Source organism: Variovorax sp. GW821-FHT09A10 (genome assembly GCF_059418385.1).
Window position 1 is genome coordinate 33,474 of sequence record NZ_JBWKPT010000010.1, and the last position, 20,581, is coordinate 54,054.

Annotated in this window: 18 protein-coding genes; 8 read left to right on the top strand and 10 right to left on the bottom strand. The window is 66.9% G+C overall.

The annotated features are described in order from the left end of the window. Positions 1–2 precede the first annotated feature (2 nt). The 3 genes from AC07Q9_RS26985 to AC07Q9_RS26995 are packed head-to-tail and all read left to right on the top strand — an operon-like array spanning position 3 to position 4,078. Positions 3–2,789, top strand: coding sequence for a T6SS effector BTH_I2691 family protein (locus AC07Q9_RS26985; RefSeq protein WP_495312419.1), 2,787 nt, complete (start codon positions 3–5; stop codon positions 2,787–2,789). Further along, positions 2,786–3,523: a putative type VI secretion system effector gene (locus tag AC07Q9_RS26990; protein WP_489059219.1), complete on the top strand. Its 738-nt coding sequence runs from the start codon at positions 2,786–2,788 to the stop codon at positions 3,521–3,523. The genes AC07Q9_RS26985 and AC07Q9_RS26990 overlap by 4 nt, the downstream gene beginning before the upstream one ends. Positions 3,524–3,580: 57 nt before the next feature. Further along, positions 3,581–4,078: a pentapeptide repeat-containing protein gene (locus AC07Q9_RS26995; RefSeq protein WP_495312420.1), complete on the top strand. Its 498-nt coding sequence runs from the start codon at positions 3,581–3,583 to the stop codon at positions 4,076–4,078. Between the two features lie 102 nt (positions 4,079–4,180). Here the strand turns inward: AC07Q9_RS26995 and AC07Q9_RS27000 are convergent, their stop codons facing one another. Next, positions 4,181–4,609, bottom strand: coding sequence for a hypothetical protein (locus tag AC07Q9_RS27000; RefSeq protein ID WP_495312421.1), 429 nt, complete (start codon positions 4,607–4,609; stop codon positions 4,181–4,183). Between the two features lie 419 nt (positions 4,610–5,028). On the opposite strand from AC07Q9_RS27000, the gene AC07Q9_RS27005 reads away from it, so the two are divergent. After that, positions 5,029–5,550 carry a hypothetical protein gene (locus AC07Q9_RS27005; RefSeq protein WP_489059222.1) on the top strand — a complete coding sequence of 174 codons (522 nt, stop codon included), beginning with the start codon at positions 5,029–5,031 and terminating at the stop codon, positions 5,548–5,550. A 3-nt stretch (positions 5,551–5,553) separates the two neighbouring features. Further along, complete coding sequence (locus AC07Q9_RS27010) at positions 5,554–6,360, top strand: DUF1266 domain-containing protein (protein WP_495312422.1); 807 nt, start codon at positions 5,554–5,556, stop codon at positions 6,358–6,360. A gap of 245 nt (positions 6,361–6,605) precedes the next feature. On the opposite strand, the gene glmS is transcribed toward AC07Q9_RS27010, so the two are convergent. Then, positions 6,606–8,486, bottom strand: coding sequence for a glutamine--fructose-6-phosphate transaminase (isomerizing) (glmS, locus tag AC07Q9_RS27015; RefSeq protein WP_062481190.1), 1,881 nt, complete (start codon positions 8,484–8,486; stop codon positions 6,606–6,608). A gap of 141 nt (positions 8,487–8,627) precedes the next feature. Here glmS and AC07Q9_RS27020 point away from each other — a divergent pair, with 141 nt between their 5' ends. Beyond that, complete coding sequence (locus AC07Q9_RS27020) at positions 8,628–9,110, top strand: Lrp/AsnC family transcriptional regulator (protein ID WP_099795145.1); 483 nt, start codon at positions 8,628–8,630, stop codon at positions 9,108–9,110. Positions 9,111–9,128: 18 nt separating this feature from the next. Here AC07Q9_RS27020 and otsA read toward each other — a convergent pair whose 3' ends face one another. The 4 genes from otsA to AC07Q9_RS27040 all read right to left on the bottom strand — a co-directional run bounded on the left by otsA (position 9,129) and on the right by AC07Q9_RS27040 (position 14,564). Continuing rightward, positions 9,129–10,514 (bottom strand): alpha,alpha-trehalose-phosphate synthase (UDP-forming), encoded by a 1,386-nt coding sequence (gene otsA / locus AC07Q9_RS27025; RefSeq protein ID WP_489059228.1) that lies wholly within the window; start codon positions 10,512–10,514, stop codon positions 9,129–9,131. Next, positions 10,511–12,433 (bottom strand): glycoside hydrolase family 15 protein, encoded by a 1,923-nt coding sequence (locus tag AC07Q9_RS27030; RefSeq protein WP_495312423.1) that lies wholly within the window; start codon positions 12,431–12,433, stop codon positions 10,511–10,513. Before AC07Q9_RS27030 ends, otsA begins: the two co-directional genes overlap by 4 nt. Beyond that, a complete protein-coding gene (gene otsB / locus AC07Q9_RS27035) occupies positions 12,430–13,221 on the bottom strand; it encodes a trehalose-phosphatase (protein ID WP_495312424.1) in 792 nt (263 codons plus the stop codon). The genes AC07Q9_RS27030 and otsB overlap by 4 nt, the downstream gene beginning before the upstream one ends. A 71-nt stretch (positions 13,222–13,292) precedes the next feature. Continuing rightward, positions 13,293–14,564: a multifunctional CCA addition/repair protein gene (locus AC07Q9_RS27040; RefSeq protein ID WP_495312425.1), complete on the bottom strand. Its 1,272-nt coding sequence runs from the start codon at positions 14,562–14,564 to the stop codon at positions 13,293–13,295. Between the two features lie 165 nt (positions 14,565–14,729). Between AC07Q9_RS27040 and AC07Q9_RS27045 the strand changes: the two genes are divergently transcribed. Continuing rightward, positions 14,730–15,467 carry an OmpW/AlkL family protein gene (locus AC07Q9_RS27045; protein WP_492679337.1) on the top strand — a complete coding sequence of 246 codons (738 nt, stop codon included), beginning with the start codon at positions 14,730–14,732 and terminating at the stop codon, positions 15,465–15,467. 16 nt (positions 15,468–15,483) lie between these two features. Here the strand turns inward: AC07Q9_RS27045 and AC07Q9_RS27050 are convergent, their stop codons facing one another. The 3 genes from AC07Q9_RS27050 to AC07Q9_RS27060 all read right to left on the bottom strand — a co-directional run bounded on the left by AC07Q9_RS27050 (position 15,484) and on the right by AC07Q9_RS27060 (position 18,869). After that, the gene (locus AC07Q9_RS27050; RefSeq protein ID WP_495312426.1) at positions 15,484–16,170 is read right to left on the bottom strand and encodes a glutathione S-transferase family protein; all 687 of its coding nucleotides are present in this window, start codon (positions 16,168–16,170) and stop codon (positions 15,484–15,486) included. A 109-nt stretch (positions 16,171–16,279) separates the two neighbouring features. After that, positions 16,280–16,837 (bottom strand): MgtC/SapB family protein, encoded by a 558-nt coding sequence (locus AC07Q9_RS27055; protein WP_495312427.1) that lies wholly within the window; start codon positions 16,835–16,837, stop codon positions 16,280–16,282. Between the two features lies 1 nt (position 16,838). Then, complete coding sequence (locus AC07Q9_RS27060) at positions 16,839–18,869, bottom strand: lytic transglycosylase domain-containing protein (RefSeq protein ID WP_495312428.1); 2,031 nt, start codon at positions 18,867–18,869, stop codon at positions 16,839–16,841. A 9-nt stretch (positions 18,870–18,878) separates the two neighbouring features. On the opposite strand from AC07Q9_RS27060, the gene AC07Q9_RS27065 reads away from it, so the two are divergent. Further along, positions 18,879–19,496 carry a 5-formyltetrahydrofolate cyclo-ligase gene (locus AC07Q9_RS27065; RefSeq protein WP_095743648.1) on the top strand — a complete coding sequence of 206 codons (618 nt, stop codon included), beginning with the start codon at positions 18,879–18,881 and terminating at the stop codon, positions 19,494–19,496. 6 nt (positions 19,497–19,502) lie between these two features. Here the strand turns inward: AC07Q9_RS27065 and AC07Q9_RS27070 are convergent, their stop codons facing one another. Next, positions 19,503–20,486 carry a LysR substrate-binding domain-containing protein gene (locus AC07Q9_RS27070; RefSeq protein WP_062477933.1) on the bottom strand — a complete coding sequence of 328 codons (984 nt, stop codon included), beginning with the start codon at positions 20,484–20,486 and terminating at the stop codon, positions 19,503–19,505. Between the last annotated feature and the right edge of the window lie 95 nt (positions 20,487–20,581).

Consider the following 20,581-nt stretch of genomic DNA (forward strand, 5'->3'; position numbering starts at 1 on the left):
CCATGTCAGAAGTTGTCCCCGGCACCTGTGCCCAATGCAAGCCCTCCGGGCTGCCCATCCTGCCGGTGCGCTACACCGTCGTGCCCAAAGGCAAGGGCATCCAGCCCACCCTGCCCGGTTGGGCGGGAGGCGACCGAATCAAAAGCGTCGCCCTGGGCGATGACTTCGAGTACGCCTTGCGCACGGTGCGCAGCGGCTACATCTATCTCTTCTACGACCACCATGCGCGCGGGCGGAACTACTGGGAGTGCTACATGGTGCACGCCGATGGCGGCCTGTCGCTGCAGCCCAGCCCCAAGGCGGCACACACGCCGCCGCCCGAGCGCAAGGAGTGCAACCTCCAGAGCAACCCCGCCCACAAGCACTACTTCGTCATCGAGCAGACCCACAAGTGCGGCACGGCATGGATCGCTTTCAGCGAGCACAAGTGGAGCGACGAGACGCTCGAGGACTACACCGCCAGCAAGAAGCTGCGCGACAAGCGCATGCAGACGCTGCATCCCGCGGCGATGGTCGAAGGGGCCAAGCACAGCCACGGCGCCATCGCCACCCGGGCCTCGCTGGAGGACGTGCTGGAGTACTCCGGCCGCTTCAACACCGCCAGGCTGCCCTACAACACGGCCATCGAAAGCTTCACCAGGGAGGACGGCACTTTCGAGACGGCTTCGCTGGAGCAGATGAGCACGCGCTATCCGTGGGCGCTGCGCATGCAGATGGCGGACTCCACGGTCCAGCACATGCAGGGGCGCGCCAAGCTCGAGGGGGGCAAGCCCGGGCAGCCCCATGTCCTGGCGCTGTGGGACGCCATGGGCATCGCACACGAGCTCAGCGGCTACCGCAACGACGCGGCAGGCTGGATCAAGCGGTACGAAGCCGAACGGGCCCAGCAGATCTCGCTCACCTTCATCTACGCGGGGTTGCAGAAGTCCCTGGAAACCCGGGCGCAGACACAGGCCGAGGAACAGGTGCGCCGCGGGGTCGAGGGCGACAACGAAATCAAGGAGCAGATCCGGGCGCTGGAGAAGCGGCAGGAGCGCCTGCCTCCCACCTGGAGCGACGATGGCTCCATCTACGACAGCGAGCGCCAGAGCATCCAGAACCAGCTGGACTTCCTGCGCTCGGTGGACAAGCAGATCACGGCCGCGGCGCCCGCCGTGGGCCAGGCCCTGGGCAGGCGTGCCGCCGCAGAAGCCTGGCCGAAGTACGCTGAACGCATCGACTATCCGGCGCTCAACGCCTTCACGAAGAATCTCCAGAAATTCCAGAACGACTCGGTCGCACTGTGCGAAAGGCGGACCCGCCCACTCGTGCAATGGCTGGAGGCACCGCTCCTGGTCGACATGCTGAACGACTTCAGCTGCCAGAACATCGAGGACGGGCTCCTGTTCGATGCCGCCGTCAGCGAGGCGATCTTCGGCATGGGCGCTTGCCAGACGGGTGCCGACAAGATCAACGCGTGGATCAACGAAGGCAAGGCGACCACCGAGGAGAACCTGCTGTGGCGTGCCCTGGCGTTGAACCAGGAGGACGTTCGCAAGGAACTCGACGAGGTCCTTGTCGAGGTCAGGAAGCACAAGGACGAACAAACCCTGGCCTCGGCCCTGGCGTGGACCAACTACACCGCCAAGAGCCTCAAGGCCTTCGCGGACACCTACAAGAAGGCGCAGGGTGTCTTCGATGCCAACACGAAGGCCGGCGCGGCGCCGACCCCGACGAACCCCAAGGGGGGAAACCACGCCTTCGGCACCCGACTCCAGCCCGTCAGGATGCGGGGAACGGACCGGCTGGCCATCAGCGTCGGCGATGCCGTCTTCAAGGCCTTCCGGATCGACAAGCTGGCGGACTTCGTCTCCGAAAAGATCATCCAGCACATCTTCAGCATCCGGGCCTTCGTCAATCCGGCCGATTCGACCAACCTGATCATCAGCCAGGCGAAGAATGAGGCGCTCTTGCGAGGGCAGTTGCTCCAGCGTGTGCGAACGGCCCGCGCTTTCATGGCCGCAGGCACGCCCGAGATACGCAGCGCCCAGGCCGAGCACCTGAGGGCCGAATGGGGGCGATTCAGGGGCAGCGGCAGCGCGGAAAGCGTGAGTGCGATCAAGGATGCGCGGCTCGCGCTGGTGGTCGCGCTGATCGAGGGGGTCAACTTCGCCAAGCTGCTGGCGGAGTGCCAGACCAAAGGCGACACCAAGACCTACTGCACCCTGCTGGCGTCGGGCATGTCGATCACCAGCGCCATGTTCGACATCGCAGCGACAGTGGCCAAGAACCTGCCGAGCATGGGGAGCAGCAGCTGGAGCTACCAGCACCTGAAGCTGTGGGGCGGCGTGCTCAGCAGCGCCGCCGGCATCGTCACCGGCGCCTTCGATCTTGTCGATGGCAAGAAGAATGCGGATCGCGGGTATCGGATGCTTGCGTTCCTGTACCTGACCAAGGGCACCGCGGGCATTGCCTCGGGGGTTCTCACGCTCGCCGTGGCGTTCACGTACTCGGCGCCGCTGGTGAGCCGGCTGGCGGGCGAGGCTGCCGTGGGCGCGGCCGTGCGTGCAGTGGGCGCGCGCGCTGCGGCGTTCGTGGGCCTGCGCATCGTCGGCATGGCGCTGGGCGGCTGGATCACTGTGGGACTGTTCGCCATTCAGTTGGTAATCTGGTGGGTCACGCCCGATGCGCTGCAGGTGTGGCTCGACCATTCGGCGTTTGGAAAAGAGCGCCGGAACGAAGGCTACAAGAGCGCGGACGAGCAGGACAAGAAATTGCAAGAGGCCCTGGTGGAGATGGGATTCCAATGAGCGAAAGTACGGCGACACCGGTAGCCTCCGGCCTGGTGACACTGAACGGTGTCATTCGCAACTACCGCAGCACGCGGGCGGGCGCGAGCTTTGTCTTCGACGACAGCGACAAGTCCAAGCTGGGCGTGGTGGCCGTCGCGGCCGCGGCGGTCGGGCTCAGCGGTCAGGCGGTCTCCACGGCGGCGAGCGCAACAAGCCTGGAAGAGGACGCGGACCATGTCGAGTTCGAGCTCGACGGCCAGCAAGTCACAGGGTGGCTGTGGCGCAGCCCCTTCAAGGAAGGCGACGAGGTGCGGGTGGCGGCGCAGTGGACAGGTCAGCACTACGAGGCCATGGGGATGGCACGTCCATCGGACCGCACCATTGCGCTGTATCCGCACTGTTCCAGGAGCCGGCGCACGCACATCCGCAATGCGGCCAAGTGGTGGTTCATCGGCGTGACGCTGTGGCTTGCCGTCCTTGCGGGCGTGTGCCTCGCGGTCCTCGGACTGACCAGCGGCCTGGACATGATCGCTTTCGGGTTTCCCTACGGCGCACCGATTTCCTACGCCTTCTTCGGCTTGATGACCTTCAGCCTCACGCGCAAGTGGATGCCGTTCGCGCGCCTGACCGAGAAGGTCGGCCAGGCCCTGGGACTGCCGAACCCCGCGAACATCGACTTCGTGCGGTCGGCCAAGGCGCAGCGAAAGCCGGAGGATCCGGGTGAATATGGGACCTTCTATTTCCGGTACTGACCGGCAGGCCAGCCGGCCGGCAACGACGATGGTCGCTCGGCTTGCGCCTGCCTCCTCATGAGTTCACAACAGATCATCACCGACCACGACCTCTGGCGCCAAGGTGCCGGCGGCGCCCCTGCGGGGCTGGTCGGCCAGGCCGACAGCCTGGCCTATGCGGGCCTGGACCTGAACCTGGCCCAGTTCGCGAGCAGCAGTTTTTCCGGCACGCGCTTCTCGGACACCACCTTCCGGCAGGCCGGATGGACCGGCTGCACCTTCGTCGGATGCACCTTCACGCGCTGCGATTTCCAGTCCATCGCGATCAGCGGCTGCACCTTCTCCCACTGCAGCTTCAGCGCCAGCCGATTCGATCAGAGCAGCTTCATCGACACCCGGTTCACGCACTGCACGTGGGACGACCTGACCTTCCATGGCAGTCGCTGGGACAACGTGCAGGTGCTCGATGGCACGGGCACCTCCCTGCGCGGCGACGCGCTGACCGGCGAGCGCGTGGACTTCACCGGCAGCTGCTTCGAGCAGCTCGAGTTCACCAACGCCAGGATCAACAGCTGACACGATCGCCATCCACGCCAGCGAACTACCGCAACGCCGGATCGCACGGCCATCCAGTCAGACCCGGCAGCTCAGATCACGCGCGAATGAACGCGACGGGGCTCACTCTCCGTTCACCATAGACACCCCGTCCACTGGCTTGCGCATCCATGTCGCAATGTCCACGCCCAACCCGTGAATCACGGCGTCCATGGCGCTGCATTCGGTCGCCTCCGCCGTGATATCCGCGTAGGGGGTGTGCACCTGGCGCAGGGCCTTGAATTGCGCAGGGGGCAATCCCGGTCGTTCAAGCACCGCATGGATGACCACGATCGTGGGGCCGCCGGCGCTGATGGTCACGATGTCCATGATGTCGATCTTCAGCACAAGGGCGGCCACCCTGCCGGGACCCGGCACGGGGCGCACAACCTCATACCGCGCCTTCAACTGGTCTTGCACGGCCTGACGCAGCGGGCCCGGCACGCCGCACGCGTCATCGGCTTCAGACATCTGGCGGCCCTGGTCATGCCCGTACGCGATGGGCGGCAGCATCACTGTGGCGGGGGCAGCAGGCGCCGGTGGCATTCGCCCGGGCGGCTGGGAATCGTGTGAACCGCACGCAGCCAGAAGTGCGCTCACCGCCATCGCGATGCACGCAGTGCGCACGGATCGTCCCGCTGTCATCGATCAACCGAGGGGGCGTGAAGACTTCGACCACGGTCCAGCGCTGCGCGGACACGCGTTCTGGCAAAGGCCATGCGGCCAATGGATGGCTTTCTCATCGTGGGCGTTCCTGTCTCGCGTTCGACATGGGTGGGATGCGAAGCCTGTGCAGGCGCATTGAAGGTACAGCAGGCTGTCGGCGCCAAGACGCGATTTGTTACATTAGTCCGGGGGTTGGAGGAATTTTGCAGGACCGACTACCTATCGGGCGATCGCCCGGCCAAATCAACTATAAGGAAAAATGCTACATGCACACCATCAATTACAAGATGGAATACTCGATTCTCGAGTACGTTTTCGGCCTGATTGGCCCGGCAATCATCATTGCCGCCATTTTCTATCCGATTGCCGATCTGAAAATAGGAACCCTTCGGCTTCACCTGCCGACCGGTGTGGCCAATGGCATTCTCATGTTGATCGGGGCGTATGTCACGTACCTTACGGTGGGAACTCTTTTCAAGAAGCGCGCAGCCAACAGCCAGGGCGCCAGCATTGTTCTTGATGAAAAGGGCATGTCTTTCACGACCGTCAAGAAATTCTCGGGCGTACTGACCACCGTGGGCTATGACGCCATCAAGCAAGTCACCATCACGGACATTCCGGAAACCTCCACATCGAGTGCGGAGAAAACAATAGAAATCAGCACGCCGTCGATGGCACCCAAGAAGCACGAGTTCGATGCCATTCACATGGTGAAGGATTCAGATTTTGAAGTTCTCGTGAATGCGCTCAAGCACCGCGCCGTCAATGCCACCTTCAAGCAAATCTGACCCATGGGTTTCTTGAAGAAGTTATTCCAGATAGTTTCTGGCAAGAAATACAGAAATTGCCCCGATGGGGCGGCAGTGGGTCCGGTCGCGCAGCGCGCACTTCAAGCGGGGCTCATCAACTCCGAACAGATCATGGCGTATTGCGACAGCTACGCAACGGGGCTGTCTGACGAAACTCTCTCCGAGGGACTTGGCTCGCACTGGGGCATACGCTCGCCCCAGGAGGCTGCTGAAACCCTGGCGTCACTCGGTCGCCATGGCCATCGCTTTTTTTACGACATTGTTTTTCGTATTTACAGCGATGGTGCTTCAGGAGACGAGCGCCAGGAGGTTCTCGAGGCCTTGATCGCCAGTGGGCGGTACGGCTCCCCGGAAACGGTGCGCGAGCAGATTGCCGCGCAGGGGTCGAGCAAGGAAAAAGATCTCGTTTTCTCGGCTTTGGCGCAGGCGATGGAGATGCTGGAGAACCTGCGATCCGTTTTTCGTCTTCTCGAAGACAAAGTCAATGGCTCGTACCTTCCCAAGGATTACGGCGCCGGCATCCTTGCCTGGGATCTGGGTCGCCTCGTCACGGTTGCAAGAATGTCATTGGACTGCAAATACATCGAGCAGGCCGAATTCGATCACATTCTTTCGCATGCAGACAAAGAATTGCGCTCGAATTTTTCGTCCTGGCCGCAATTTGCAAAGAGCTACATCATTGGCCGGGCCAGCTGGGCAGGTCAGAATATGACGCTGGGCGGAATCATCGGTATTGCCGAAGATCTCATGACCGATGAGCGCAGCCCTTGGGTGCTTTCGCCTCTGTGAGTTGCATTCGACGACAGCGCTGGAAAAGATCCAGCTCGTCGGATCGCTCCCTATTGATTTCCGTGGACGTTTGATCCACCTGTCCGTCGCGAACTGACCGGCCGCAATTTTTTGCGGCCGTTGTTCGCATGGAGGAGTGGATTACTCGTAAACGGAAATCAACAAATTCAAAGTATTTACGACGCCATTTGCGCGTTCAAGACTTTATTTGGCGCGATCATCAGGATCGCGCCACCCACGCACGCTCACTCCACCGTCACGCTTTTCGCGAGGTTCCGCGGCTTGTCCACGTCGGTCCCGCGCGCGCACGCCGTGTGATACGCCAGCAGCTGCAGCGGCACCACATGCAGCAGCGGCGACAGCGCGCCGTAGTGCTCGGGCATGCGGATCACATGCAGGCCTTCGCCGCTGGCGATCTGCGTGTCGCCGTCGGCCAGCACGTAGAGCACGCCGCCGCGCGCGCGCACTTCCTGCAGGTTGCTTTTGAGCTTTTCGAGCAGGGCGTCGTTCGGCGCCACGGCCACCACGGGCATCTCGCTCGTGACGAGCGCGAGCGGGCCGTGCTTGAGTTCGCCGGCGGCGTAGGCCTCGGCGTGGATGTAGGTCACTTCCTTGAGCTTGAGCGCGCCTTCGAGCGCGATCGGGTAGTGCAGGCCGCGGCCCAGGAACAGGGCGTTGTCCTTGCGCGCGAAGTCTTCGGCCCAGCCGATGATCTGCGGCTCGAGCGCGAGCACCGACTGCAGCGCGACCGGCAGGTGGCGCATTTCCTTCAGGTAGCGCGCCTCGTCGAGCGCGCTCAGGCGGTTCTTGGACTGCGCGATGGCCAGCGTGAGCAGGAACAGGCCCGCGAGCTGGGTGGTGAAGGCCTTGGTCGAGGCCACGCCGATTTCGACGCCGGCGCGCGTGATGTAGGCCAGCTTGCACTCGCGCACCATGGCGCTGGTGGCGACGTTGCAGATGGTCAGGGTCTGCTCCATGCCCAGCGAGCGTGCGTGCTTGAGCGCGGCCAGCGTGTCGGCGGTTTCGCCCGACTGGCTGATGGTGACGACCAGCGTCTTGGGGTCGGGCACGGAGTCGCGGTAGCGGTACTCGCTGGCGATTTCGACCTGGGTGGAGATCTTCGCGATGCTCTCGAGCCAGTATTTGGCGGTGCAGCCGCTGTAGTAGCTGGTGCCGCAGGCCAGGATGAGGATCTTGTCGATGTCCTGGAACACGCGGTGCGCGCTCGCGCCGGTGGCGCCGTCCTGGCCGATGCCGTCGAACAGCTCGGGCACGATGCCCTCGACGCCTTCGAGCGTGTCGCCGATGGCGCGCGGCTGCTCGAAGATTTCCTTCTGCATGTAGTGGCGGTACGGGCCCAGCTCGGCCGCGCCGCTGTGGGCGTGCACGGTGCGCACGGTGCGCGTGACGGGCTTGTGGTTCTTGTCGACGATCCAGTACTTGCCGGGCTGCAGGTCGACCACGTCGCCTTCTTCGAGGTACACGATCTGGTCGGTCACGCCGGCCAGCGCCATCGCGTCGCTGGCCAGGAAGTTCTCGGTGCCGTCCTTGCCAGCGCCCAGGATCAGCGGCGAGCCGGCGCGCGCGCCGATCACGCGCTGCGGTTCGTCGCGGCAGATGACGGCGATGGCGTAGGCGCCGTGCAGCTGCAGCACGGCGGCCTTGACGGCCTCGAACAGGTCGCCGTTGTAGAGGCTGTCGACGAGGTGGGCGATGACCTCGGTGTCGGTCTGGCTCTCGAACACGTAGCCCTTGGCCTCGAGCGCGGCGCGCAGCGGCTCGTGGTTCTCGATGATGCCGTTGTGCACGAGCGCGATGCGGCCCGGGCGCGCGGCGGGCGCGTCGGCGCCGACGCCGTGGCTGAAGTGGGGGTGGGCGTTGTGCACGGCCGGTGCGCCGTGGGTGGCCCAGCGGGTGTGGGCGATGCCGGTGAGGCCTTCGACCTTGTCGTCGCGCACCTGCGTCAGCAGGTCGGCCACGCGCGAGGTGGTGCGTGCGCGGCTCAGGCCGCCGGCATGCACCGCGACGCCGCAGGAGTCATAGCCGCGGTATTCGAGCCGCTGAAGGCCCTGGACCAGGACCGGAACGATGTCGCGATGGGAGGCTGCGCCGACGATGCCGCACATGGGATGTACCTTGTCTTGAAGAACAGAAGGGTTCGATGGTAGGGAGACGGCCAAGAAATATGGCGTCTATATTTCCTCGATTTCGGACTTTTATTTCACCGAAACCCATAGATGGAGTTTTATTCCATAATTTCAACCGATATGGAATCAATCTCCCTCGACGCCATCGACCTCAAGCTGCTCGACGCGCTCCAGCACGACGCCTCGCAGACCAACCAGCGCCTGGCGGCCGAAGTGGGCATCTCGCCGCCCACCTGCTTGCGCCGCGTGCAGCGGCTGCGGCAGGAGGGGCTCATCGAGCGCCAGGTCGCCCTGCTCTCGCCCGACCGGCTCGCCACGGTGCTGGGTCACGGCCTGCAGGCGGTGGTGGAGATTTCGCTCGACCGGCAGGACGCCGCCGCGCTCGATGCCTTCGAGGCCCGCGTGATCGCGGACGACGCCGTGCAGCAGTGCTGGCGTGTGTCGCCGGGGCCCGATTTCGTGCTGGTGGTGGTCGCGCGCGACATGCCCGGCTACGGCGCGCTGACGCAGCGGCTGTTCACGGCCGACGCCAACGTTCGCAACGTGAAGGCGTTCTTCAGCCTGAAGCGCGCGAAGTTCGGGGCCCGCATTCCGCTGGGCTGACGCGGGCTCCCGACCCGATCAGCGCTCGCTCGCCGCCTCGCGCAGCGCTTCGAGGAAGGTGCGCCGCCACCAGTGGATGTCGTGCTCGCGAATGCGCGACAGCAGTTTCTGGTGCCGCTCGCGCCGCTCTTCCAGCGGCATCTGCAGCGCCTGCTGCACCGTCTCCGCGGTGCCGTGCGTGTCATACGGATTCACCAGCAGCGCTTCCTTCAGCTGCTCGGCCGCACCGGCAAAACGCGACAGCACCAGCACGCCCGGGTCGGCCGGGTCCTGCGCTGCGATGTACTCCTTGGCCACGAGGTTCATGCCGTCACGCAGCGGTGTCACCAGCCCCACGGCCGCCGCGCGGCACAGGCCGGGCACGCGGCGGCGCGCCACCATGCGGTGGATGTAGCGCACCGGCATCCAGTCGAGCTCGCCGTAGTCGCCGTTGATGGCGCCGCACAGCGATTCGAGTTCGCGGCGGATGTCGGCGTAGGCATCGACCGTCTCGCGCGTGGGCGAGGCGATCTGGATCAGCGTGGCGCTGCGGCGGTTCTCGGGGTAGTTGGCCAGCAGCTCGCGGAACGAGCGCACGCGCTGCGGGATGCCCTTCGAGTAGTCGAGCCGGTCGATGCCCAAGAGCAGCCGGCGGCTCGAGTACTCGCGCTTCATGGTCTCGTACATGTCGCGCGATTCCTTGGCGTGCGTGAGCGCCGCGAACTCGTCCACGTCGATGCCGATGGGGAAGGCGTTGCAGCGCACCGTCTGCCCGTAGGCGCGGTACATGTCGTTGCCCAGGTACTCGCCGTGGGCCTCGTTGCGCACGTAGTGCTCGAAGTGCTGCACGTCCTGCTGCGCCTGGAAGCCGATCAGGTCGTACGAGAACAGCGAGCGCATCAGCCATTCATGCTGCGGAATGGCCGCGATGATGATCTGCGGCGGCAGCGGAATGTGCAGGAAGAAGCCGATGCGCTGCCTGCATCCCATGGCGCGCAGCTCGGCGGCCAGCGGCATCAGGTGGTAGTCGTGGATCCAGATGATGTCGTCGTCCTTCAGCAGCGGCATCAGCTTGCGCGCGAACAGCTGGTTCACGCGCCGGTAGCCGCCGATGAAGCCGGCATCGAAATGCGCCAGGTCCAGGCGGTTGTGAAACACCGGCCACAGCACGTCGTTGCTGTAGCCCAGGTAGTAGCTGTCGTGGTCGTCGCGGCTCAGGTCGAGCGTGGCGAGCGTCACCTTGCCGGCCTGCTGCTTGTGCATCTCGCCTTCGCCCGTGGGCCCGCCCTCCACGATCTGCCCGCTCCAGCCGAACCACAGGCCGCCGCTTTGCTGCAGGCTTTCTCCGAGCGCCACGGCGAGGCCGCCGGCTGCCGGCTTGCGTGGGTCGGCCACTCGATTGGAAACAACGACAAGTCGACTCATATGCACGAATCCCAGGGGGCGGACAGGCGCACGGCCGCGTTGATGATGCCGACCATCGAATAGGTCTGCGGAAAGTTGCCCCACATCTCACCCGTGACCGGGTGCGTGTCTTCCGACAGCAGGCCCAGCGGATTGCGCGCGGCGAGCATGGTCTCGAAGATCTGTCGCGCCTCGGCCTTGCGGCCGATCTTGGCGAGCGCGTCGATGCGCCAGAAGGTGCAGATGTTGAAGGCGGTCTCGGGCTTTCCGAAGTCGTCGGCGGCTTCGTAGCGGCGCATGTAGGGGCCGTCGCACAGCGACTTTTCCATGGCGTCGACGGTGGAGATGAAGCGCGGGTCGCGCGCGTCGATGAGGCCCACCTCGACCATCAGCAGGATGCTCGCGTCGAGCTCGTTGCCGCCGAAGCTCTCGGCAAAGGCCTGGCGCTCTTCGCTCCACGACTTGGCCAGGATTTCTTCCTTCATGCGCGCCGCATGGCCGTGCCAGTAGGCCGCGCGTTCGGGCAGCTCCAGCGTGCGCGCGATCTTGGCGAGCCGGTCGCAAGCGGCCCAGCTCATCAGCGCCGAACTGGTGTGCACGCGGGCGCGCGTGCGCAGTTCCCACATGCCGGCGTCGGGCGTGCCATACACGCGCACCGCCTGTTCGCCCACGGCCTCCAGGTGCGGAAACTCCGCCACGCCCGCGCGGCTGAGCAGCCGGTGGTCATGAAACGCCTGCGCCGCGCCGAGCACGATGTTGCCGTACACGTCGTGCTGGAAGTGCTCCTGCGCCTGGTTGCCCACGCGCACCGGGCCCATGCCGCGGTAGCCGGGCAGGCCGTCGACAAAAGACTCGGGCAGCTCGCGCTCCAGCCCGATGCCGTACAGCGGCTGGATGTGCTCGCCGTGCGAGCCGATCACCACGTTGGCCAGCCAGCGCAGGTAGTCTTCCATCGTGCCCACCTCGCTCAGCGAGTTGAGCGCGCGCACCACGAAGAAGGCGTCGCGCAGCCAGCAGTAACGGTAGTCCCAGTTGCGCTGGCTGCCCGGCGCCTCGGGGATGCTGGTGGTCATGGCGGCGACGATGGCGCCGGTGTCCTCGTACAGCGAGAGCTTGAGCGTGATGGCCGCGCGGATCACCGCGTCCTGGTACTCGAAGGGAATGGCCAGGCGCTTGCTCCAGGTGCGCCAGTAGGCGATGGTTTCCTGCTCGAACTTGCGCGCGGTGTCGGCGATGCCTTCGAGCAGCGTCTCGTCCACGCCGAACATGAAGTTGTATTCGCGCGAGATCACGAAGGGCTGGCGCGACAGGATGTGCGAGATCGACGCATCGGTGTTCAACCGCAGGGTCACGTCGGGCCCGACGTAGCGGATGTGGTTGCTGCCGCGCGTGACCTCGATGGGTTCCGAGGCGCCCCACTGGAAGCGCGGGTCGAGCGCCACGCGGATGCGCGGCGTGCCGGCAATGGGGCGCACGCGGCGCACCATCATCAGCGGACGGAAATAGCGCGAGCGGCTGTGAAAGCGCGGCGCGAAATCGGTGATCTCGATGCCCTGCCCTGCGCTGTCGAACAGCTGCGTGCGCAGCACGGCGGTGTTGGGCTCGTACCACTGCTTGCTGGACGCGAAGTCCTCGATCTCGATGGCCCAGGCACCGGCTTCGTCGCCTGGGTGCAGCAGCGCGTTGAAGACCGGGTCGCCGTCGAAGCGCGGCAGGCAGCACCAGACGGCGCGGGCGCGCGCATCGATGAGCGCGCTGTAGGCACAGTTGCCGATCACGCCGACATTGAGCGACGGCTCGGCCGGCGGCGCAAAGCCGCGCGGCAAGGCTGCCGCCACTTTCGCGGCGTCGACGGGCGCCTGGTCGTCGGGGCCCGCCGCGCCGGCCAGGGCGTTGCCCGCGCGGTCCTCGGGGGCCACCGGCAGTTGTTGTTCGCTCATGCGGGGCTCCTCGGTGATGCTTTGTGGTGATCGGGGGCGGCCAGCAGGTCGCGTGCCTGCACCAGCCATTCGTAGACCGCGCGCGGCGATTCGAGCCGGTGCAGCGCCAGGCTCGGCCCGGTGCCGACCTTGATCGCGACGCCGCCGCGCGGCTGCACGACGGCGAAGCCGCTCTCGTCGGTGGTGTCGTCGCCCGCAAAAATCGGTGTGCGGCCCGCGAAGGGTGCCTCGTTCATGAAGGCTTCGATCGCGAGGCCCTTGTTCACGCCCGCGGGCTTGACCTCGAACACGAACTTGCCGTGCAGCAGCTCCAGCTGCGGATGGCCTTCGATGGCGCGCGTCATCGCGTCACGGCAGACGGCTTCGAGCTGCGGCGCGAGCCGGTAGTGCAGCGCGATGGCGGCGTGCTTGCGCTCCACCAGCAGGCCTTCGTGGATGCGCGCGAGTTCGTTGGCAATGCCGAGGATGGGCACGAGGTCGGGCGCGCGCTGCTCCTGCATGCCGCCCTTCGCGTCGCGCCGCTGCACGCCATGTTCACCGGCCGCGGGCAGCCGCAGCGGCGCGAGGAAGCGGTCGATGGCATCGATCTGGCGGCCCGACACCACGGCGAGCGCGCCACCGAGCAGGTCGCGCAGGTCGCTCAACAGAGGCACGAGGGCGGGCGGCACCTCGATGGCTTCCGGCGTGGCCGCGAGGCCGACCAGCGTGCCGTCGAAGTCGAGAAAAAGGGCGGCGTCCCGGCCCGGCGGAGGTGGCAACTGGGCGTTGCTGCTGGAGGACTTTGGCATTGCGAAAACCATAGCACGGCTCGCACGCGGCGCGTGTCGGCCAAAGTCCCGGCGTGCGCCGATGACCGGATTCAGTCGGCCGTGGCGGGCAAGGAGGCCTTCACCGCCGCGATGCGCGCACGGTGGATCGCCTCGCCGATGCGCGGCCCCGTGGCGCCGGCCTGCTGGGCCTCGCGCGCCACCACGTCGGTGGCCACGGCCTGGGCCGCCGCGAGCACCGCGAGCAGGCGCGGGCGCTGCGGGTAGGCCGTCTCCTCGAAGCCGAGCCGGCCGCGCGCGTCGCATTCGCAGGCCAGCAGCGCCTCGGCGAAGCGCGCCGGCTTGCGGAAGGCGTCGCAGCGCTCCAGCAGACGCACCAACGGCGTCGCGTCGAGCGCGCCGCTGCGGTGGATGTTGCCGTGCTCGCGCGCCACCACCTCGGCCAGCTCGCGCAGTTCCACCGGCACGCGCCAGCGTTCGCACACGGCCTGCAGCAGATCGACGCTGCGCAGCTCGTGGTTGATGTGGCGCGGCAGCATGTCGGCGGGCGTGGTGCCCTTGCCGAGGTCGTGCATGAGGCAGGCGAAGCGCACGGGCAGCGTGGCGCCCAGCCGCGCGCTGGTGTCGAGCACCATCATCAGGTGCGCGCCGGTGTCGATCTCGGGATGGTGCTGCGCCGGCTGCGGCACGCCCCACAGCCGGTCGACCTCGGGCAGCAGCACGGCGAGCGCGCCGCAGTCGCGCAGCACCTCGAACATGCGCGAGGGCCGCGTTTCCATCAGGCCGCGCGCGAGCTCCTGCCACACGCGCTCGGGCACCAGCGCATCGACCTCGCCGGCCGCGACCATCTCGCGCATGAGCGCCATGGTTTCGGGCGCGACCGTGAAGTCGTCGAAGCGCGCGGCAAAGCGCGCCACGCGCAGGATGCGCACCGGGTCTTCGCGGAAGGCGTCGGTCACATGGCGCAGCACCTTGTCGCGCAGGTCGCGCTGGCCGTGGAAGGGGTCGGCCAGCGTCTCGGGGCGCGCCTCGAAGCTGCCGTCGGCGCCCACGTGCTCGGCGGGCAGCGCGATGGCGTTGACGGTCAGGTCGCGCCGGGCCAGATCCTGCTCCAGCGTGACGTCGGGCGCCGCATGCACCACGAAGCCGCGGTAGCCCGGCGCGCTCTTGCGCTCGGTGCGGGCCAGCGCGTACTCCTCGCGCGTGCGCGGGTGCAGGAACACGGGGAAATCGCGCCCCACGGGCAGGTAGCCGCGCGCCACCATGGCCTCGGGCGTGGCGCCCACCACCAGCCAGTCATGGTCGGAGACGGGGCGGCCCAGCAACCGGTCGCGCAGTGCACCGCCGACGAGAAAAATGTTCATGAGTGCAGTGTAGGGATACTCGCTAGGCACAAAAAGAACGGTCGTTCGATAATCGACGAGCGATGCGAACGGTCGTTCGTAAATCCGCGTCGCGCGAAGCACCGGTCGCTGGCCGGCGCCCCCGTGCGCGGGGCTGTTTTCAATACCCAAGGAGCATTCACAGCTATGAAGAAACTCACAACAACAGCATCGTTGGCATTGGCGGCACTCGGGGTCCTGGCATCGGGCAGCGCCCTGGCGCAGAACGCGGGCGACTGGGTCGTCGGCACGGGCTGGTTCCATCTGTCGCCGCAGGATTCGAGCAAGCCGCTGACCGTGACCTCGCCCGTGCACAGCGTGCTGGCCGGCTCGGGCGCGAGCGTCACCGACTCGGACACGCTGGGCATGAACGTCGCCTATTTCATCGACCCCCACTGGGCCGTCGAGGGCGTGCTCGGCGTGCCGCCCAAGTTCAAGCTCAACGGCAGCGGCACACTGGCGCGCGTGGGCGAACTCGGCCAGGCCCGCCAGTGGAGCCCGACCGTGCTGGCCAAGTACTACTTCAACGAAGGCAACGACGCCTTCCGTCCGTTCGTGGGCCTGGGCGCTACCTACGTCTGGTACAGCGACGTGAAGCTCACGTCGAACCTGCAGGGCGCGCTGGCCAGCCAGTTCCACGTGTCACCGTATTCGGTGAACACCACCGCCAAGCTCGACAGCTCGTTCGCGCCCGTGCTCAACGCCGGCGTGGCCTACCAGTTCGACAAGCACTGGGGCGTGTCGTTCTCGGTGTCCTACATCCCGCTGAAGACCAAGGCCAAGCTCACCACGACCAGCATCACCGGCCTGCCGGTGGCGCGCAGCGAAGCGAGCCTGAAGCTGAACCCGATCGTCACCTACCTGGCGGCGACGTACCGGTTCTGACGAGGCCCGGCGGGCCTCAGTCGCGTGAAGTGCGATAGGGCTCGTCGAAAGCCACGAAGGTCTTCTCGGCCAGGGCGCCCGCGATCCACGCGGCGACGCCCGGCAGGGCCGCCACGCGCGCGATGTACGCGTCGATGGCCGGCGGCACCGGCAGGCCGTAGCCGCGGATGCGCATGCCCACCGGCGCGAAGAAGGCGTCGGCGATGGTGAAGGCGCCGAACAGCATCGGGCCGCCGTGCGTCTTGAGCAGCTCGCTCCACATCTGCACGATGCGGTCGAGGTCTTCCTGCACGCCGGGCTGCTCGGCCAAAAGCCGCGCCCCCACCTCGGGCAGCGAGGCCTCGATGTTCATCGGGCAGTTGCCGCGCAGCTCGGTGAAGCCCGAGTGCATCTCGGCGCAGATGCTGCGCGCGCGGGCCCGCTCGGCCACGCCCTGGGGCCACAGCTGCTTCTCGGGGAAGCGCTCGGCCAGGTACTCGGCGATGGCGAGGGTGTCCCAGACGGCCAGGTCGCCGTCGACCAGCACCGGCACCTTGGCCACCGGGTTGATGGCGCCGATCACGTGCTTGAACTGCGAGGTGGCGTCGAACGAGTCGAAGCGCACCATCACCTCCTCGAAGGGAATGCCGGCCTGGGTCATGAGCACCCAAGGGCGCATGGACCACGACGAGTAATTCTTGTTGCCGATGTAGAGCTTGGACATCTGTCAGGGTCTCCGGGTCAGTGCGGGAATGCGGGGCAAAGCCGTCGATGCTAGCCGGGCAGCGCGCTGCGATTGATGACGAAGGCGGCGCGAATTGATGCGGGCCGCTTCAACGTTCGCCGTCGCGACGAGATTCGGGCGGGACGATCACGCGCGGGCCGGCGGCGTCCGTGGATGGTTTCACGACGCGCTCGATCAGGCCCACGAGGCGCGGCACCAGCGACAGCACCGCGAGCGCCAGCAACGCGCTGAACACGGCCGTGACCTCGCGGCCGAGCCCGCAGGCCATGCCGATGGCGGCCGTCATCCACAGCCCGGCGGCGGTGGTGAGGCCCTGCACGTGGGATTCGTCCTTGCCCTGCTTGAGGATGGTGCCGGCGCACAGGAAACCGACGCCGGCCACCAGCCCCTGGATCACGCGGCTCATGTCGGCCGGCACAATGCCGGTCTGCTGCGGGATCAGCACGAAGAGCGCCGAGCCGATGGCCACCAGCATGTGCGTGCGCACGCCGGCCGCCTTGCCCTGCTGCTCGCGCTCGAAGCCCAGAAAAAAGCCCAGCACGGCCGCCAGCAGCAGCCGCACCGAGATGCGCGTGAGTTGCGCGACGTCGCCCACGTCCGAGAATTCGGACGCGACGGTGTCGAGCACCTCGTCGCGCCAGCTCATGTCAGGGGAGGTCCTTGTTCGGCTCGGGCTCGGCGGCGTTGCGCGGGCCCACGCGGCCCAGGCGCTCCTTCAGCGACTGCGGCCTGCCGCTGATGATGGCGGCGTAGTGGGTGGTGTTGGCCAGCACCTTCTTCACGTAGTCGCGCGTCTCGCTGAAGGGCACGTTCTCGGCCCAGATGGCGGCGTCGATCACCGGACCGTTGCGCCAGTTGCGCGGGCGGCCCGGGCCGGCGTTGTAGGCTGCGGCAGCCAGCGCCATCGAACCGTCGAAGTCGTCGAGTGCGAGCTTCAGGTAGTTGGTGCCGATGGTGATGTTGGTTTCGCGGTCGTTGATCTGGCCGGGCGTGAAGTCGGTCAGGCCGATCTTGCGGGCGGTCCAGCGCGCGGTGGCGGGCATGACCTGCATCAGGCCCGAGGCGCCGACGCCCGAGCGCGCGTCCATGATGAAGCGGCTTTCCTGGCGGATCAGGCCATACACGTAGGCGGGGTCCAGGCCGATGTCCTGGCTCTTGCGCAGCACCGTGTCGTGGAAGGGCATGGGGAAGCGCTGCTCGACGTCGATCACGCCCTTGGTGCGCTCGCTGGTGTTGATGCAGCGGTCCCACACCTCGCGCTGGCAGGCCAGGTCGGCGGCGGCCAGCAGGGCGCGGTCGTCCATGCCGCCCTTGTCGTGCAGGTTGGTGGCGTAGTTCCACTCGCGCGTGCCTTCGGAGCGCAGGCCCATGCCGATGGCCTGCAGGCCGCGCTGCAAGCCCGGGTTGGTGCGCGCGGCGTTCTTTTCTTCGGGCGTGAGCGGCGCGGGCCGCGTGGCGGCCACGACGCGCTGGCCCAGCTCTTCGAGCGCCAGCATTTCGTAGAAGCCGCGCGTGCCGGCGATGCTGGTGTACAGCTCGCGGGCCTGGGCGCGGCGCTCGTCGCCGCCGGCGCTGCTGAGTGCGCGGGCCTTCCAGTAGACCCAGGTCGGGTCCTGTTGGGCGGCGTCGCTCATGGCGTTGATGGCGGGTGCGACGTCTTTCCACTGGCTGGCGCGCAGTGCGGCGCGCACGCGCCAGCCGAGCATGTCGTCGGACAGGTCGCTGTTCTTCGTGACGTTGCCGAAGTAGCTCACGGCCATCGGCGAGAGCTTGTTCGCGGCTGCGCGGCCGATGGTGCCCCAGACCCAGTTGCGCTCTTCGGCGGAGAGCATCGGGCCCCACTTGCCGTCGAGCTGCGCAGCGCCCTGGTCGGGGTCGGCGACCGCGATCTTGATGAGCGCGAGCACCACCAGTTCCTTGCGCGACTTGGCGGCGACGAAGGCGCGGCCGGTAAGGAACTTGGCGGCGCTGGCGTTGACCTCTTCGAACAGCGGCAGCGCATCGGGGGCGGCGATGGTGACGGCGCCGCGTGCGGCGGCAGGCCGGTTGGCCTCGATGGCCAGGCGCGCCTTCTTCCAGGCGTCGTTGGTCGTCATCAGGCGGGCCGCGACCATGCGGTCGGCGGCGGTGAGGCAGCCGTCGTCGCTGTCCTTCTGCGCGAACCAGTTGCGGCGCACCTCGTCGGCCTGCGCCTGCGTGGCCGTGCCGGTGCGCAGCGTGTCGACCAGCACCGCGTAGCAGCGCACCTGGGCGTCGTCGCCCATGCGGAAGCCGGCGATGTTGGCGGCGAATCCGTCCCAGTCGCGGCGCTGGCCGAGCAGCAGCAGCCAGTCGTTGCGCAGGCGGTCTTCCTGGTAGGTGTTGGGGTAGCGCGCGTAGAAGTCCTGCACCTCGTTGGGCGCGGCTTCCTGCAGGCGGGCCTTGAGCTCCCAGTAGGCGGCCCAGGGTTCGAGCGCGTGGCCGCGGGCCTGCGGCAGCAAGGCCGTGAGGCGGGCCTTGTCGCCGCGCTGGAAGGCCTGCTTCATCTGGACCAGCACGTCGTCGTTGGTGTTGTTCTGCGCGGCGGCGGGCTGTTGCGACAGCAGCGCGGCGAGTGCGAGAACGGCGGAAAAAACCAGGGCGGGCGCGCCGCGGCGCTGACGAGCGCGCGCGGATGCCAAAATGCTTGGGAACTGCATCGGGGGATTATGGACAAGTCAAAGGATGCCGACACCTCGGCCACGGCGAGTTTTCTGAAGGGTCAACTGCGAAAGGCACTCATCGAGCAACGCCTGGCGCTGCCCGACCGCCTCGCGCGGGCCGACCTGTTGCAGCGGGTGATGCGGATCTGGCTGGTCGGCCGGCCCGACACCGTGATCGGCGCCTACTGGCCGATCAAGGGCGAGTTCGACCCGCTGCCCGCACTGCATCGCTGGAAGGAAGACGGCGAACTCATGGAAGAAACGCAGCGCCGCCGCATCGGACTGCCGGTGATCGACAAAGTTCACAAGACGCTCACCTTCCATGCCTGGTACCCGGGCTGCCAGATGGAAGAAGACGCCTACGGCATTCCCAAGCCCAAGGACACCGAGCTGATCGTGCCGACCCTGCTGTTCGTGCCCTGCGTGGGCTACAGCGCCGGCGGCTACCGGCTGGGCTACGGCGGCGGTTTCTACGACCGCACGCTGGCGGCGCTCGAGCCCCGGCCGTTCACGGTGGGGCTGGGCTTCACGAACGGCTTCCTGGAAGATTTCGAGCCCGAGGCGCACGACCTGCCCCTGGACGCCATCCTCAACGACAACGGCGTCGTCTGGCCGACCTCTTGAGCCGGCTCAGTCGAGGTTGTCGACGGTGTCCGGGTCGGGCACCTCGCCGATGGTCTGGCGCGTGGTCACGGCCTGCGCCTCGAGCCAGTCGGAAAAGGCCTTGATCTCCGGCCGCAGTGCATTGCGCGGCCCCGAGATGAGCCAGTAGGCCATCGGTGAATCCAGCCGGTGCTGCGGCAGCACCTCGATCAGGTCGCCGTTGGCCAGGCTTTCGGCAATGAGCGAGCTGCGCGCCAGCACCAGGCCCTGGCCCGTGAGCGCGGCCTGCACCATCTGGTACGCATAGTTGAAATAGAGCCAGCGCTTGGGCTGCGCGCGCTCCAGCCCGTTCACTTCGAACCAGCGCCGCCACGTGAGCCATTCCAGGTGCGTGCGGTGCGCGTCGCCCGCCTCGATCAGCGTGAAGCGGGCGATGTCGGCCGGCGTCTTGATCGGCGGGTTGCTTTTGATGAGCCACGGGCTCGCCACCGGCGTCAGCGTTTCGCCGAACAGACGCACGGCGCCGGGCGGCATGCCTTCGGGCGGGCCGTAGCGCAGCGCGATGTCCACGTCGGCCACGTCGAGGTCGACCGCGATGTCGCTGGCGTCGATGCGGATGTCGATCTCGGGGTTGTCGCGCTGGAAGGCCTCCAGCCGCGGAATCAGCCACATCGAGGCGAACGAGGCAAAGGTGGTGAGCGCCACGCTCTTGCGCCCCGCGCTCTGGCGGATCTGCCGCACGGCCATGTCGATGCGCGGCAGCGCCTGCTGCACCGACAGCAGCAGCTGCGCCCCGGCGCTGGTCAGCTCCACGGCCCGCGTGTGGCGCAGGAACAGCGACACGCCCACCTCTTCCTCGAGCGACTGGATCTGCCGACTCACGGCCGACTGGGTGAGCGCCATTTCCTCGGCCGCGGCGCGGAAATTGAGGTGCCGCGCGACCGCCTCGAAGGCCCGCAGGTGCCCCGCCGAAATGGGGCGGGAGCGCAGGTGGGTTTGCGAATGTTGCATGGGTATGACTTTGGTGTGCGTTCCCGGCGGCCGGCCGATTGATGCGGGAATCGCATCAGTAGGCTACCTCGTTTTCATTGGACCTCCAAGGCCGC